Below are 15569 nucleotides of genomic sequence, written 5' to 3'. Positions count from 1 at the left end.
GGTCGCACGATGATTACTTGGCCTGGCGCCGCTTGCGCGATGCCAGCAGGACGCCCAGACCGCCGAGCAGCAGTGCAGCGCTGGCTGGTTCCGGCACGTCGACGGGTGGTTCTGGGACTGCATCCAGATCCGTGACGGTCAGCGAGTATCTGCCACTGCCCAGGTATTCGGTCAGTGCGAACGTTCCCAGGCGGAAGGTCGGGCTGAATTCCGAACCCGTGTAGAGCTGGAAGCCATCGGTACTCAACAACAGGTTATCGCCGTAGTAATCGAGGATCTCCATCCCGCCACCGATGGCCTCGCTGTAGAAGGTGAGATCGGCGTAGTCCAGGAACGAACCGGGGAAATTGCCGAACACGTCTTCCAGCACAAAGCCTTCACCTTCGCCGACAGCATCCGGCGAGACGGTGGAATTCAATTGCCAGCTGGCAGTGTAATCTCCGGTCAGCTGGAACTGGTACAGGGCTGCATTGGCCACGCCAGCCGAAAACAGCATGGTGGCAAGGGCGACATTCCTCAAGCTTTTGATCAGTTTCACAGAGCACTCCGTTCTATTAAGGGATGGATGAACATTCATGTGACATCGAAATCCGAACATTGCTGTTGCGATATCTTATAAGCACGTACCGTGCCTGTTCAAAATCCTCAATACCAACAAGTACTTAAATCAATCGACCTTGATTCGTGTCATACAACTGTAAGATTGGTCGACAATCTTGGCGCATCGAACAGGTTCAAGAGCGCTTCCATCTGCACCGGCTTGTTCAGATGATGGTCGATACCCGCATCGACCGAGCGCTGGCGCGACTCGGCATCGCTCCAGCCCGTCAGCGCGACAATGAAGGTCGTGTCATCCAGCAAGCCTTGCGCGCGTGCAGCGATGGCGACCTCGTAGCCGGACATGTCGGGTAAGCCAATATCGAGCAACAAGACGCGGTAGCGATCCTGGGCCAGCGCAGCCAGGGCGGCGGCGCCGGTATGGGCGATGTGCACGTCGAAACCGTGCAGTGCGAGCAGCGCCTGCAACAGCTCGGCGGCATCCACGTTGTCGTCCACGACCAGCACCGACGGCGTCTGCCGGGGCGCTTCGACGGTTGCCGGCATTGGCGCGGCGATGGCCGTCGCGTGTACTTCGGTGCTCAGGGGCAGGGCGATCTCGAATGACGCACCACGGCCATGGCCGTCGCTGTGCGCGGTGAGCGTGCCGCCGTGGCGCAGGACCAGATCACGCGTCAGCGCCAGGCCGATGCCCAGGCCGCTGTTGCCATCGCTGCCGCTGCGGCCTTCCTGCGTAAACATGTCGAACAGGCGGGGGAGCATGTCCGGCGAAATACCGCGGCCCGTATCCGTGACCCGGATGCGGGCCATGCCGTCCGCTCCGGTGCTGATGTGCAGATGGATGTCGCCCTGATTGGCCGAGAACTTGAAGGCATTGTGCAGCAGGTTCGACACGCACTGGGCGATGCGCGTGCTGTCGACGTCCACGGGAATCGGTTGCGGCGGCAACGTCAGCTGGAAGTTGGCGGCCGATTGTTCGATCATCGGTGCGCTCGTTTCCAGCGCGCTGGCGATCACGTCACGCAGGTCGGCCGGCGCGACCTGCAGTGTCAGCTTGGCCGAGTGGATACGTGACGCGTCGAGCAGGTCGTCGACCAGCCGCGTCAGTTGCAGTCCCTGGCGCGTGATGATGGCCGCAGCGCGGGCCAAGGGTTCATCGTTGCCTGCACGCATGGCGATCAGTTGTGCCGCCGACAGGATCGGCGCCAGCGGATTGCGCAGCTCGTGCGCCAGCATTGCGATGAAGACGTCTTTTTGCCGGTTCGCTTCGCTCAGCTCGGCCTGGCGCGCCACCAGCGCATCTTCGCTCTCGCGCAGCCGGGTGCCGGTCGTGCGCAGCTTGCGCATGGCCAGATTCATGCGCTCGATGACGAGGCAGTCGACGACCAGGATCGACGCGAAAAAGACCAGCGCGATCAGGTCGCTGTGCGCCATGGCGGCCGGCGCCAGGCGCGGGCCCATGAAGAATGCCCAGGCCGCCCAGGTACTCAGGAACGCGGTCAGCAGGCCTGGCCCGAGACCGGCCAGGTAGGCCGCCAGCAGTACCGCAGGGAAGAACGACAGAAACGGGAAACCGCGCGCCGGCAGGATGTCCACGAGCATGAAGCGGGCTGCCAGCGCCACGACGAATAGGAACAGCGCGAACAGATAGCGCAGTGCGAGCGGCGCCGCGCCGTCACGCCAGGTGCCGCCGGAAAACTGGGGTTGCATATTCAGGATGAAGTAGGGATTGCGACGCCGGGGGTGCGACGCCGGGGAAGGGACGTCGCTTGAAAGAGTGATTATAAACAGTAATGCATGGCAATCTCAGGAAGAAAGCTTACTCAGTGTAAATGCAGCGAGAAAGCCCGCGGCGACGATCAGGCCGGCAAAATCATGGGTCTCGTCAAAAGCCTCGGGGATCATCGTATCGACCACCATCGCCAGCACGCCCCCTGCCGCCACTGCCGTAGTTGCCGCCAGCATTTCGGGCGGGAACTGGTGAAACAGCGTGAAGCCCATCGTCGCCGCCAGGCCCGAGGCGAGGGCAATCGCCGCCCAGATGCCCAGGATGTACCCGGTCGAATGGCCGGCGCGCTTCATGCCCGCGGCGCTGGATAAACCTTCCGGCAGGTTCGACAGGAATACCGCCGCCACCATCGCCATGCTGACGCCCTGGCCGCCCAGCAGCGACAGGCCGATGACGATCGACTCGGGAATCCCGTCCAACAGGGCGCCGATGGCAATGGCCGTGCCGCTGGCTTTGGCCTTGGGGTCGGCGCCCTCCTGCGGTGTGGAGCGTTTGCGGTGCTTGGCGCCCTTGCGCGCCAGCAGCCAGTTGGCGCCCGTATAGATGCCCGCGCCGACCACGAACCCGGCGGCCGTCGAGGCAAGCCCACCGGTCTCGAGCGCTTCATCCATCAATTCGAACGACAGCGCCGAAATCAGCACGCCGCTGCCGAACGCCATGATGGCCGCGACCAGACGCTTGGGCACGGCATAGCGCACCCCGATCCCGGCGCCCAGCATCAGGGCGCCGCCTGCCAGCAATCCCCATCCACCTGCCTGCAACCATCCTGCGATTTCCATACCTGTTCCTGTCGTGTTCGGGTGTGCGGCGCCCTCCTGTGTCCATTGGCACAAATAAGGTTGCCTTGATTATACTTTTGGGGCAATATAGGGGCGTGGCAAGTGGGTCGTCCGACCACCTTGCCCCGATCAGCGAAGAGGCGGTCAGCGCCGCTTCTTTTCGTCCCCCGCATTCGTCGGGGGGCTTTTTTTTCCCCCGGTGTCTCCCGAGTGTTCCTGTTATGACTGGCCGAGCGGAATCTTGCCTGCCGCCTCATCGGCATTGAGTTGCGCGATCAACGTCCCCAAGTCCTGTTCAAGCCGCAGCAGCGTCGATTCGTCGAGCGTTGCCAGTGCATTGGGCAGCACGCCGGCAAGGGGCGCCGGGGCGCGGCGCAGCACCTCCTGGCCAGCCGGCAGCACGCGCAGCGCCACGCTGCGCCGGTCCGTGCCTTCGCGCGCTGCAGTCACATAGCCGCGCTCGACCAGGCCGCGTACCAGATTGCTGGCAGTGGACTGGTGAATATCGAGCGCGCGGCTCAGGCTGGTTGCGCCGATGCCGGGCTGGCTGTCGATCACCGACAGTGCCCAGACCTGGGCGCCGCCCAGCCCGGATTCATGTTCGAGCTGGCGAAAATGGGTCTTGACCGCATTGAAGACGATACGGAATTGACGCAGCACGCGTTGGGGCGGCGCATCGGGCGGCAAGGGCTGGGGAGGGGCTTGGGGTTCGGACGACATGCGCGAGATGATAATGCAAGCGTTGTCAAAACACATCATCGCATCGCAGATTCTTCTGCATGCGCGGTCTGGCAGCGCTGCGCCCGAACGCGCCGTTCTGCGTTAGCATCCTCTGTATGTACAGTGCATTTGTCCGCCGCTGGCGTCTTGCCGGACGCGGCCTGTCAAGGGCCGCGGTGGCCACCTGTCTGCTCGGGCTGATGCTCACTGGCGCTCTGTGCGGCCTGGTGCACACGCTGGAATCCAGGCGCGCCGATGCCGAATTCGCGCAGCGCGCCAGCGTGCGCGTGGCCGCGGTCACGCGCGCTTTCTCTGAAGCCGTCGATGCCGCGCGCGCCGCCAATCTGCTGTTTCACGCGTCGCAGCACATCACGCGCGAAGAGTTCGATGCCTTTGCGTTGCCGCTCGTGGCGAACCACGGTTACCTGAAGGCGATCGTATTCCAGCGCTTTGTCAGCGCCGCCGAGCGCCCGGCGTTCGAAGCTCAGCGCCGGGCGTTCTGGCCAGATTTCCAGATCCGGGAGCGGGCACAAGGCGGTGAGGCCGCACTGGTGCGCGCCGGCGAGCGGCCCATGTATCTGGTCAACGATTTCATTGCGCCCATTCTCGGCAACGCCATCGCGTTTGGGGTCGACGCATGGGCCGATCCACCCCGGCGCCGCCTCAGCCAGAGTGCGATCGATGCCGGCGAGCCCGTTGCCAGTCCCCTGGTCACGCTGCTGCAGGGCGGCGGCATGCGCCGGGGCATCCTGATCACTGTGCCCGTCTACCGGGGCAATGCGCGTCCTGCGGATGTCTTTGCGCGCCGCGCGGCGGTGGTCGGTCACACCGGGGTGGTAATCGATGTGGCACTGCTGGTGGGCGGCAGCCTGCATGCAGTGCGCCTGCTTGACGACGCCGCCCTCGGCTTGTCGCTGCAGGGGCCGGACGAAGCCGGGCAGCTGGTGACGGCGTACCGCCATGGCCCCGCGCACGCCGGGAACCTGCAGCGCCATGTCGAATTCATCGATATCGCCGGCAGCCAGTGGCAGGTCGTCGTCGATCAACAGCCGCCGGCATTCGGGCGTCACACGGCCGAGCTGGTCGCGCTTGTGCTTGGTCTGGTGCTGAGCGGCCTTGCTGCCACCCTGGTACAGCAGCGCGTGGCGCGTACGCGCCGCATCGAGGCGCTGGTGGCGCAGCGGACCGCTGCACTGAACCGTGCGACCGGCTCGCTGCGGGTCTACGAACGGGCGATGGCGTCCAGCGCCAATCCGATCCTGCTGGTCGATGCGCATGCACCGGGCTATCCGATCGGCTACGCCAATCCGGCCTGCGAGCGCACCTTCGGCCATGCGCCCCACGAACTGGCCGGCCAGCCGCTGATGCTGCTCCTCGGCCCGGACACCGGCCAGCCGGCGGTGCACTTGCTGTGCGCATCGCTGCACGGGCAGCGCGAAGACCATGCGCTGGTGACGATGCACACGCGCGATGGCGCCGAGCTGATTACCGACGTCTACATCGCACCCGTGCGCGGCGCCGACGGCAAGGTGAGCCAGTTCGTCGTGACCGTCTACGATGTCACCACCGCCAAGCACTACGAGGCGGAACTCGAGCGCCACGCCCGTTACGACACGCTCACGGGCCTGGCCAATCGCGCGCTCCTGGCCGACCGCATCGAGCGTGCGATCGCCGCTGCGGGCAATTTCCCGGTGTGGATCGTGCTGCTCGACGTCGACCACTTCAAGCTGATCAACGACACGCTGGGCCGGCGTGCCGGCGACGAGATGCTGCGAATGCTGGCCACGCGCATCCGGCGCACGCTGCGCCCGCTCGACACGGCGGCGCGTGTCGGCGGCGACGACTTCGTGCTCGTACTGTGCGACTGCGCCGACGAACGCCAGGCTGCCACCCGCATCGCGCAGGTGCGCGAGGTCGTGGCCGAACCATTGCAACTGGCCGGCCAGCACCTGGTGCTTGGCTGCAGCGCCGGCGTGGCGGCCTGGCCGGCCGACGGGGCCGACGCCGACACACTGGTCAAGCATGCCGAAATCGCGATGTACCGCGCCAAATCGGACGGGCGCAATGCGGTGCAGTTCTACGCGCCGCACATGAATGCGCAGGCATTCGACCGGCTGGCGCTGGAAAGCGCGCTGCGGCGCGCGCTGCACGAGCAACAGTTCACGCTGCATTTCCAGCCGCAGATCGACCTGGCCACCGGCCGCGTCGTGGGTACCGAGGCGCTGATCCGCTGGCGCCACCCGCTGCTGGGCACGATCCAGCCGGAGCGTTTCATCGGTCTGGCCGAAGAGACGGGCCTGATCGTGCCGATCGGCGCCTGGGTGCTGCAGACGGCGTGCCGCCAGAACCGGCAGTGGCAACGCAGCGGGCTGGGGCCGCTGCGCATCGCCGTGAACCTGTCGGCGCGCCAGCTGGCCGAGCCCGGCCTGCTGGAGGGCGTCGAGCGCGTGCTGCATGACACCGGCCTGCCGCCGGCGTCGCTCGAGATCGAGCTGACCGAAAGCATGATGATGGGCGACATCGAGTCGGCGATCCACACGATGGCGTGCTTCAAGCGCATGGGCGTGAAACTGTCGATCGACGACTTCGGCACCGGCTACTCCAGCCTGCAATACCTGAAGCGCCTGCCGGTGGACGTGCTCAAGATCGACCGCTCGTTTGTGCAGGACATGGTGGGCAGCGCCGACGGCGCGGCGCTGGTCGACGCCATCATCTCGCTGGCCCACGGCCTGCGCATGCACGTCATTGCCGAAGGCGTCGAGACGCTCGCGCAGCTCGACTTTCTGCGCGGCGCCGGGTGCGACTCGGTGCAGGGCCACGTCTACAGCCGACCGCAGACGGGGGAGCGGATCGAGGTGCTGCTGCGCGCCGGCCACATCGAGCCGAGGACCAGCACCGCGTGACGCCTGGTGCAACGGCGCGCCAGGTGCAGGCCACCGGTCGGCTATACTTGCCGAATTGACAGATTGAGCAGGCAGGGATAGCGCGTGGACCAACAGCAGAACGATGACAACACGGGCAGCACGCCTGCGCCGACCTTCCAGCAACGCTTGCAACGCCTCGTCCGGCGTGGTTTCACCGGGGCCCGGACCGGGGCCGGCGCGCTCAGGTCCGGCGCGCAGCAGCGCCTGCATGGGCGGCCGCTGCCGGTCAAGCTGGCGCTGATCGCCTTGTGGACGATGGCGGCCGGGCTGATGGCGATCTTCGCCTGGCTGTTGGTGCTGATACCGCTGACACCCGGTATCGACGACCTGGAACAGGCGAGCCAGGCGCGCCCGACCGTGATCCTCGATGCGGGCGGCAAGTCACTCGGCACCTTCGAACAGGGGCTGCAGGAGCGCGTCAAGCTGTCGCAGGTCTCGCCCCATGTCGTCAAGGCGCTGATCTCGACCGAAGACCATCGCTTCTACGACCACCACGGCATCGATTTCCGGCGCGTGGGTGGCGCCCTGTGGTCGAGCGTGAAGGGCACCCCGCAGGGCGGCTCGACGATCACGCAGCAACTGGCGCGCAATATGTTCCCGCAAGAGATTGGCCGGGCGCGCAGTATCAACCGCAAGATGAAAGAACTGATCACCGCGATCAAGATCGAGAACACCTACAGCAAGACGCAGATTCTCGAGGCGTACCTGAACACGGTGCCGTTCCTGTACAACGCCTACGGCATCGAAATGGCCGCGCGCACCTATTTCAACAAGCCGGCGTCCAAACTCGATGTGCTGGAGTCGGCCACGCTGGTGGGCATGCTCAAGGGCACGCATTACTACAACCCGGTGGCCAATCCGGTGCGCTCGCTGGCGCGCCGCAATGTCGTGCTGGGCCAGATGCGCAAGCACGGCGCGTTCGACGAGCGGCGCTATGCGGCGCTGATCAAACGCCCGCTGCGCCTGCGCTTTGCGCGCCAGCCGGACCGCAGCGGCAAGGACAACCACTTCAGCGCCTATGTGCGCAAGTGGCTGCTCGACTGGGCCGACGAAAACGATGTCAATCTGCAGCTCGACGGTCTGGTCGTGCGCACCACGCTCGACACGGCGCTGCAGGCCGACGCCGAGCGCGCCGTCAAGCGCCAGGCCGACATGCTGCAGGCCATCGCCGACGTCGAATGGGCCAATCCGAATGTCCCGCGCTCGACGTCCGGCGGCATGTACACGTCGATGCGGCGCAACGTCGATCCGTTCTCGTACTACTGGATCACGCACGGGCGCGAGCTCGATGCGTTCGTGCGTGAGACGGGCGCGTACCGCAATGCGGTCGAAGGCGGCGAAGCGCCGGCCGATGCGCTCAAGCGCATCAAGGCCGACCGCAGCTTCATGGCTGACCTGAAAAGCGCCAAGTCGCGCCTGGAAGCGGGCTTTGTCGCGATCGATCCGGCCACCGGCGAGGTGAAAGCCTGGGTCGGCAGCCGCGACTTCGAGCGCGACCAGTTCGACCACGTGGCCCAGGCCGCACGCCAGCCGGGCTCGACCTTCAAGCCGATCGTCTACGGCGCCGCGCTCGAACGTGGCATCCCGCAGGACCAGATGTACCGCGACGTGGTGCAGTCCTTCCGCGGCGCGAATGGCAGCGTCTGGAAACCGACCGACATGAGCGGCAACACGGGCCGCGCGATGTCGATGCGCGAGGGCCTGATCTTCTCAAAAAATACGATCACCGCGCAGGTGAGCCAGGAAGTGGGCCTGCAGCCAATCATCGACCTGGCCCAGCGCCTGGGCATCCGCCAGAGCAAGCTCGAGGCCGTGCCGGCGCTGGCGCTGGGCACCAGTCCGGTGACGCTGCTGGAAATGGTCAGCAGCTATGCGACCATCGCGGCGCAGGGTGAATACCGCAAGCCGATTTTTGTTCGCCGCATCGAAGACCGCGACGGCAACGTGATTGCCGATTTCGGCGGCAGCGCACCGGAGCGCGCCATGTCGCAGCAATCGGCCCTGACGCTGATCGACATGCTGCGCGGCGTCGTCACGCGCGGCACGGGCGCCGGCGTGCGCAGCCGCTTCGGTATCTATGGCGACGTCGCCGGCAAGACCGGCACCACACAGAACAATACGGATGGCTGGTTCATCATGATGCATCCGAACCTCGTGGCGGGCGCCTGGGTGGGCTTCAACGACAACCGCGTGGCCATCCGCAGCACCTATTGGGGGCAAGGCGGCCATAACGCGGCGCTGCTGGTGGGCGACTTCTTCCGCGGCGCATTCGATTCGAAACGCCTCGATGCGGCAGCCTTGCTCCCGGGTGGTAAACGGCCGGAGCCACGCCGCTACGAAGAAGAAGCGCCTGAAGAAGAGATCTTCGAGGAAGCGCCGATCGAACTGGCGCCGGGATCGCGCGCCGATCAGCTCGATTTCCTGCAGCAGCCGGTCCAGATCCAGCAGGAAGAGGCGGTCGAGGTCACCGAGCCGCAGCAGCAGCAGCTGGAGCAGCAGCCAGCATCTAGCGGCCAGGTGCCGCCGGCGCCGATTCCTTAGCCGTCGTCTCGGCGGCCGGTTCGGCGCGCAGCAACGGGTACGGGTTGATGGCGCCGCCCGTCTCGTAGATGCCGTAGTGCAGGTGCGGCGGCGTGCCTTTCGCATTGCCCGTGTTACCGACGTAGCCAAGCACACGGCCGGCCTCGATGCGCATGCCGGCCTCGACGTCGGAATAACGGTCCAGGTGCGCATAATAATGGCGCTGACCGCCCGGCCCCGTGACCCAGACCACCAGGCCGCCAAGACGGTTGGTGCCGACCTGCGCCACGATGCCTTCCGTGCTCGACAACACCGGCGTGCCGCGCCTGGCGAAGATGTCGATGCCCTCGTGCTTGCGGCCTTCGCTGCGCGCGCCACCCCAAGTGTCGCGCAGCGCGCGGACCGCAACGCCGTCAACGGGCACTGGCAGCGCAACAGGTTTGGGCATCGACGCCAGGCGCATCGTGTACAGCGCCCGTTCGATGGTGGGTTGCAGCAGGGCGTAGCCCAGGATCAGGATGACGGCAACCACGAGGGCGCGCAGGAAGATTCGCATGGTGGTCTCGTATTGACAAGGTGATATCAATCAGGTGGGGACACTTTGGCAGATTCCCAGCCTGCAGGGCGGGTCATCCTTTGCAGATGCGATATTCTGGGCGCCTACTATCTCTGGAAAGAACCACTATGCGCGCAAGCCTTTGTCTCCTGTCCATCAGCCTCGCCCTGGGCGCCTGCTCCAGCATGCCTTCAACTGCACCTGCAAATTCTCCCTCGACCGCACCCGCGACGGCCGTCGCAACACCCTCGCTGGCCGGCACGAGCTGGCGCCTGGCGTCGTTCCAGGCGAACGACGATGGCAGCCAGCCACTGCGGCCCGGTTCGCCGGATGGCTTCACGCTGTCGTTCGGCCAGGATGGCCGCCTGGCCGTCAAGCTCGATTGCAATCGCGGCAACGGTCCGTGGCAGGCCGTGGCCACCGATGCGACGGGCGGCACCTTGACCCTGGGGCCAGTGGCGACGACGCGCGCGATGTGTCCGCCCGATGCGGTGGGTTCGCGCCTGGCGCAGGATCTGCCGGCGCTGCGCACCTGGCGCCTGCAGGACAATCGCCTGCACACAGGTTTACCGGCCGACGCCGGTGTCTATGTGTGGGAACGCATTACGCCGTAGCCGGCACGCGCACGACGAAGCAACTGCCTTTGCCGGGCCCGTCGCTGTGGACGGCGACGGTGCCGCCGTGCAGGGCGGTGAGTTGCTTGACCAGGGCCAGGCCGAGGCCCAGGCCGCCCTGGCCGCGGTCGATGCTCGTCGGCCCCTGCACCAGCACGTCGAAGATCAGTGGGTGCAACTCGGGCGCAATGCCCACGCCGCTGTCGCTGACGCTGATTGCTACCTGATCCCCGTCGCGCCAGACGCGCACGTCGACACGGCCGCCTTTCGGCGTGTACTTGATGGCGTTGTGCAGCAGGTTGTCGACCACCTGTTCCAGGCGCGTGCGGTCGCCATCGACCCAGGCGTCCGGTTCTGTCTCGATGGTCCAGGCGTGGGCGCCGGCATCGACCAGCGCCTTGGCTTCGGCGCTGCTGCGCACGATCTGCGCGACATCGATGCGGGCGCGGTGCAGCACGATCTTGCCCGACAGGATGCGCTGCACGTCGAGCAGGTCGTCCACGATGCAGGTCAGGTGGCGCATCTGGCGCCGGCTGATGTCGCGCGCATTGGCCGCAACCTGCGGCTTGAGGTTGGGCATGTCCAGCACCGACATCGCGCCCGAGATCGCCGCCAGCGGGTTGCGCAGTTCGTGACCCAGCATGGCAAGGAAATCATCCTTGGCCCGGCTCTGGGCTTCGGCCAGGCGGCGCGCGCGCTGCTCGCTGATCAGCAACTGCTCGCGTTCTTCCTGCAGCGACTTGCGCACCTGGCTTTCGCTGGACAGCGCTTCGCTGGTGCGGGCCAGGCCTTCGACCAGCGCATCGACTTCCTCGACCCGGGTGCGGGCGGGCAGGGCGATGGCGCCGTCGGCCAGCAGCGTGACGGCTGCCGCCGCCTGGCTCAGCGCCCGCTCGAGGGTCCGCCCGAGGTACAAGACAATGGCCACGGCCAGGCCCAGCAGCAGCACCAGCACGAGCGCCGCATACCAGGTTGCGGTGCGCGCGGCCGCCTCGATCTGCGCTACCGGCACGCCGATCACGATGGTCCAGTCGCTGCTTTTTGAACGCGTGAACACGCCGTAGACATCACGCCCATCCTGCGTCACGTGGCGAAACACGCCGTGGTTCGCGGCGCGCGTGGCAGCCAGGAAGTCCGCATTCATTGGCTGGCCGAGCGTGTCCGATCCGCGGTTGCGCATGATGGCCAGTCCGTTGCGATCGAAAATCCCGACCTTCCAGTCGGCGCCGATGGCGTCATGGCGCAGGATGCGCTCGAAAAAGCGCACATCGAAGATCTGGCTGACGATGTTGTACTGGCCATCCTCGAGCGGCGCCGGCACGCTCACCGCGACGGTCGGGAGTCCCGAATATTCGTCGACGAAGTAGCCCGACACGAGGGTGCCGCCGGCGAGTGACACCTGGCTCGCCCAGTCGCGGGTTGTCGATAGCAGTTTGGTGCCGGCCGGCGCTTGTGTGGTGAACAGCTCGCGCCCTTTGCTGTCGTACACCACGGTCCAGGATTGTGCATTGTTGGCGTTCGTGCTCGAGGTCCAGCGATGCAGGCGCGCATAGTCGTGCTGGCGCATGCCTTCCGAATAGGCGACGGCGCGCAGCGACGCCTCGGCGGCGGCGATCTCGCGGTCGATCTGAAAGGCGGTGGCGCGGGCCATCTCGCGCACGCTGCGCAGGCGCGATTCGCGTTCCCAGTCAAGCAGCATGGACAGGCCGATCCATGAGGCGATTGCCACGGGTAACAAGATCGCCCCTGCCATCAGGAACAGGTAAGTGCGGGTTTTCATGGATAGGCGGCGACGGGCGCGACGAGAAGGCGGAATGCAGCAGATGCTGCGCGCCGTGCCGGGTAAGCGCGTATTGTACTTAAGTTAATAGTTGGATGGGTCTGCGTGACGTGCGCGTGCAGGCAGGGCTTGCCAGCCCTGCCTGCACGCGCACACCGGAATGTGATCAGAGAATCGGCGTGCCGCCGGTGACGGCGATCCGCGCGCCGGAGATATAGCTGGCTTCATCCGAGGCCAGCATCACGAACACGGGCGCCACTTCCTTTGGCTGGCCCGGGCGCTTCATCGGTGTTTCGTCACCGAAGCTTTCCACCTCGTCTGCCGGCATGGTCGACGGGATCAGCGGGGTCCAGATCGGGCCCGGTGCGACCGAGTTGACGCGGATGCCCTTGTCCGCCAGCAACTGCGACAGGCCGCCAGTGAAGTTGGCGATCGCGCCCTTGGTGGTGGCGTAGGCGAGCAGCGTAGGCTTGGGCTTGTCCGAATTGATCGACGTCGTGTTGATGATCGACGAGCCACTCGGCATGTGCTTCACCGCCGCTTTGCACAGATGGAACATGGCGGTGATATTCACCTGGAACGTGTAGTCCCATTCGTCGTCCGGGATGTCTTCGATGGACTCGTGGCTCATCTGGAAGGCGGCATTGTTGACCAGCACGTCGATGCGGCCGAATTCGTTCACGGCGCGCTCGATGACCGCGCGGCAATGCGCCGGATCGGCCAGGTCGCCCGGTACCAGGATCGCGCGGCGACCGGCTTCTTCGACCAGGCGCGCCGTTTCCTTGGCGTCGTCGTGTTCGTTCAGGTACGAGATCAGGACGTCGGCGCCTTCGCGCGCGTACGCCAGCGCCACGGCGCGGCCGATGCCGCTGTCGCCGCCGGTAATCACGGTGGCCTTGTCCTGCAGGCGGCCGGAGCCGCGATACGATGTTTCGCCGTGATCGGCTTTGGGATGCAGGGCAGCTTCGCTGCCCGGTGGTGTTTGTTGTTGGGATGGCATGTTCATCGGTGGATCCTTTCAGAGTTCAGGGCTGAGGGGGAGCCGACTTGAGCTGACTGTATTTAGAGCTGACTCGAGAGCTGACTGCTTGAGACGTCAGGGTGACAGTGTCATCTGCTGCGGTCGGTTAGGTGACACACCCAGGGACGACCATGCTTCAGTAGCAACCACGATAGGCCGCAACGGGGTTTTCGGGTAGGCTTATGCTATTGACAAGGCCAAAGATCGGCCAAGATCGGCTTACACCAGGAGACCCGCATGTCCACAGCCTACGCAACCCACCAGCCCGAGCGCGCCGAGATCGATTCGGCGCCCGGCATTCTCGTCCTCGACTTCGGCACCGACTGGTGCGGCTATTGCCGCGCGGCTGCGCCGGCCATCGCCCAGGCCGTCGCCGGGCAACCAGCTGCCAGGCACGTCAAGGTCGAGGATGGCCCCGGCCGGCCGCTGGGCCGGTCATTCCGCGTCAAGCTGTGGCCGACGGTGGTGGTGCTCAAGGATGGCCAGGAAGTCGCGCGCGTTGTGCGCCCGGCCGATGCTGATACCGTGACTGAAGCGCTGGCGCAGGCGGCTGCATGAGCGTCGCCACGGCCAACAAGCCCCGTACTGTCCTGTTTGCCAGCCTGATCGGCACGACAATCGAGTTCTACGATTTCTATATCTACGCGACGGCTGCCGTGCTGGTGTTTCCGCGGCTGTTCTTCCCGACCGCCGATCCGGGCGCCGCGATGCTGCAGTCGCTGGCGACATTCGCCATTGCGTTCTTCGCGCGCCCGGTGGGTTCGGCCGTGTTCGGCCACTTCGGTGACCGCGTGGGCCGCAAGGCGACTCTGGTCGCTGCGCTGCTGACGATGGGTCTGTCGACCATCCTGATCGGCCTCTTGCCCACCTATGCCCAGATCGGCGTGGCCGCGCCCCTGCTGCTGGCGCTGTGCCGCTTCGGCCAGGGTCTGGGCCTGGGTGGTGAATGGGGCGGGGCGGTCCTGCTTGCCACCGAAAACGCGCCGCCGGGCAAGCGCGCCTGGTACGGCATGTTCCCTCAGCTGGGCGCGCCGATCGGCTTCTTCCTGTCGGGCGGCGTGTTCCTGCTGCTGGGCGAAGTGATGACCGATGCCGACTTCTTTGCCTGGGGCTGGCGCATTCCATTCCTGGCCAGCGCTGTGCTGGTGGGCGTGGGCCTGTACATTCGCCTGAAAATCACCGAGACGCCGGACTTCCAGAAGGTGTTGGACAGCAAGGCGCGGGTCAAGGTGCCGGTCGTGGCCGTCATGCGCGACCATCGCCGCGCGCTGGTGCTCGGCACGTTCATTGCCCTGGCCACCTTCGTCATCTTCTATCTGATGACGGTGTTCGCGCTGAGCTGGGGAACCGCGCAGCTCGGTTACACACGCCAGCAATTCCTGTTGCTGCAACTGTTCGCGGTGCTGTTCTTTGCACTGACCATTCCACTGTCGGCGCTGCTGGCCGACCGGCGCGGGCGGCGCACGGCGATGATGCTGGTCAGCGGCGCGATCGCTCTCTTCGGCCTGCTATATGGGCCACTGTTCGGGGCGGGTGGCGCGTGGTCGGTTGGCGCCTTCATGGTGCTGGGCATGTGTCTGGTCGGCTTTACCTACGGTCCGTTGGGCACACTGCTGGCCGAACTGTTCCCGGCCGAGGTGCGCTATACGGGCGCGTCGCTGACCTTCAACTTCGCCAGCATCCTGGGCGCGTCGGTCGCGCCGTATATCGCGCTGTGGCTGGGGACGAATTACGGGCTCGAGTATGTCGGCTATTACCTGAGCGGCGCGGCGCTGATCAGCTTGGTGGCGCTGATTCTTGCCCGTAGCCTGATACCGCACACGGCGAAGGCGTGAATGTACGCCGCTTCGGCGCGCTGACGGGCCGTGCGCCGCACGCAACCGACACGTCGTTTTTGGCGGCGCTGTACCTGGCGACGCGGCCCGACCTGGGCGTGTTGCCGGTGCCGCGCAGCGTGATCGAGGGCATTGCGCGGCACCAGCAGCAACTGCAGGTCGAAGAGTACACGCAGCGCTATCCCGCTGCCGAGACGTGGCTGCTGACGGATGGCAACGAGGCGCTGGGACGGGTGGTGCTGGACTGGGCGAGCGACACGCTGCGCGTGGTCGACCTGGCGGTTGCGCCCCACGTCCGCCGCCACGGTGTCGCGCGCACGGTGCTGGGGGCGTTGCAGGACGCCTGCCGGGGGCAGCGCACGATGGCGCTGCGTGTGCGCTGTGAAAATACCGCCGCACGCGCGCTGTACGCGGCGTGCGGCTTTGCCATCGTGCAGGACGACGGCGCGACGCTGGAGCTGGCCTGGCGCTGA

The 15569-nt window shown here is 65.9% G+C and carries 13 protein-coding genes; 6 read left to right on the top strand and 7 right to left on the bottom strand.

The window, feature by feature from the left end:
• Nucleotides 1–13 precede the first annotated feature (13 nt).
• The 4 genes from NX775_RS00650 to NX775_RS00635 form a co-directional block, all read right to left on the bottom strand.
• Nucleotides 14–538 (bottom strand): PEP-CTERM sorting domain-containing protein, encoded by a 525-nt coding sequence (locus tag NX775_RS00650; RefSeq protein WP_258834225.1) that lies wholly within the window; start codon nt 536–538, stop codon nt 14–16.
• A gap of 149 nt (nt 539–687) precedes the next feature.
• Nucleotides 688–2268: an ATP-binding response regulator gene (locus tag NX775_RS00645; RefSeq protein WP_258834224.1), complete on the bottom strand. Its 1581-nt coding sequence runs from the start codon at nt 2266–2268 to the stop codon at nt 688–690.
• 96 nt (nt 2269–2364) lie between these two features.
• Nucleotides 2365–3126, bottom strand: coding sequence for a ZIP family metal transporter (locus tag NX775_RS00640; RefSeq protein WP_258834223.1), 762 nt, complete (start codon nt 3124–3126; stop codon nt 2365–2367).
• A 219-nt stretch (nt 3127–3345) separates the two neighbouring features.
• Complete coding sequence (locus NX775_RS00635; protein ID WP_258834222.1) at nt 3346–3846, bottom strand: MarR family winged helix-turn-helix transcriptional regulator; 501 nt, start codon at nt 3844–3846, stop codon at nt 3346–3348.
• Between the two features lie 116 nt (nt 3847–3962).
• On the opposite strand from NX775_RS00635, the gene NX775_RS00630 reads away from it, so the two are divergent.
• Nucleotides 3963–6749, top strand: a complete 2787-nt coding sequence (locus NX775_RS00630) for a bifunctional diguanylate cyclase/phosphodiesterase (protein ID WP_258834221.1) — start codon at nt 3963–3965, stop codon at nt 6747–6749.
• Nucleotides 6750–6833: 84 nt separating this feature from the next.
• On the top strand, nt 6834–9311 hold the full coding sequence (locus NX775_RS00625; RefSeq protein WP_258834220.1) for a penicillin-binding protein 1A: 2478 nt from the start codon (nt 6834–6836) through the stop codon (nt 9309–9311).
• Here NX775_RS00625 and NX775_RS00620 read toward each other — a convergent pair.
• Entirely contained in the window at nt 9277–9846 is a 570-nt protein-coding gene (locus NX775_RS00620) for a M23 family metallopeptidase (protein ID WP_258834219.1), read from the bottom strand. The two genes, NX775_RS00625 and NX775_RS00620, sit on opposite strands and share 35 nt — an antisense overlap.
• 185 nt (nt 9847–10031) lie before the next feature.
• On the opposite strand from NX775_RS00620, the gene NX775_RS00615 reads away from it, so the two are divergent.
• Nucleotides 10032–10460, top strand: a complete 429-nt coding sequence (locus NX775_RS00615; RefSeq protein ID WP_258834218.1) for an META domain-containing protein — start codon at nt 10032–10034, stop codon at nt 10458–10460.
• Here the strand turns inward: NX775_RS00615 and NX775_RS00610 are convergent.
• On the bottom strand, nt 10450–12240 hold the full coding sequence (locus NX775_RS00610; RefSeq protein WP_258834217.1) for a sensor histidine kinase: 1791 nt from the start codon (nt 12238–12240) through the stop codon (nt 10450–10452). The genes NX775_RS00615 and NX775_RS00610 overlap by 11 nt on opposite strands.
• Before the next feature lie 166 nt (nt 12241–12406).
• A complete protein-coding gene (locus tag NX775_RS00605; protein WP_258834216.1) occupies nt 12407–13246 on the bottom strand; it encodes a glucose 1-dehydrogenase in 840 nt (279 codons plus the stop codon).
• 252 nt (nt 13247–13498) lie between these two features.
• On the opposite strand from NX775_RS00605, the gene NX775_RS00600 reads away from it, so the two are divergent.
• From NX775_RS00600 to NX775_RS00590, 3 genes are read left to right on the top strand one after another with little or no spacing between them, the layout of a single operon-like run.
• Complete coding sequence (locus NX775_RS00600; protein WP_258834215.1) at nt 13499–13819, top strand: thioredoxin family protein; 321 nt, start codon at nt 13499–13501, stop codon at nt 13817–13819.
• Nucleotides 13816–15096: an MFS transporter gene (locus NX775_RS00595; RefSeq protein ID WP_258834214.1), complete on the top strand. Its 1281-nt coding sequence runs from the start codon at nt 13816–13818 to the stop codon at nt 15094–15096. Before NX775_RS00600 ends, NX775_RS00595 begins: the two co-directional genes overlap by 4 nt.
• Nucleotides 15093–15569: a GNAT family N-acetyltransferase gene (locus tag NX775_RS00590; RefSeq protein ID WP_258834213.1), complete on the top strand. Its 477-nt coding sequence runs from the start codon at nt 15093–15095 to the stop codon at nt 15567–15569. Before NX775_RS00595 ends, NX775_RS00590 begins: the two co-directional genes overlap by 4 nt.

It is taken from the genome of Massilia aurea (genome assembly GCF_024753205.1).
Classification (GTDB): domain Bacteria; phylum Pseudomonadota; class Gammaproteobacteria; order Burkholderiales; family Burkholderiaceae_D; genus Telluria; species Telluria aurea.
Note: the sequence above shows the minus strand (reverse complement) of the source record. Positions and strands in the feature narration are given on the sequence as shown.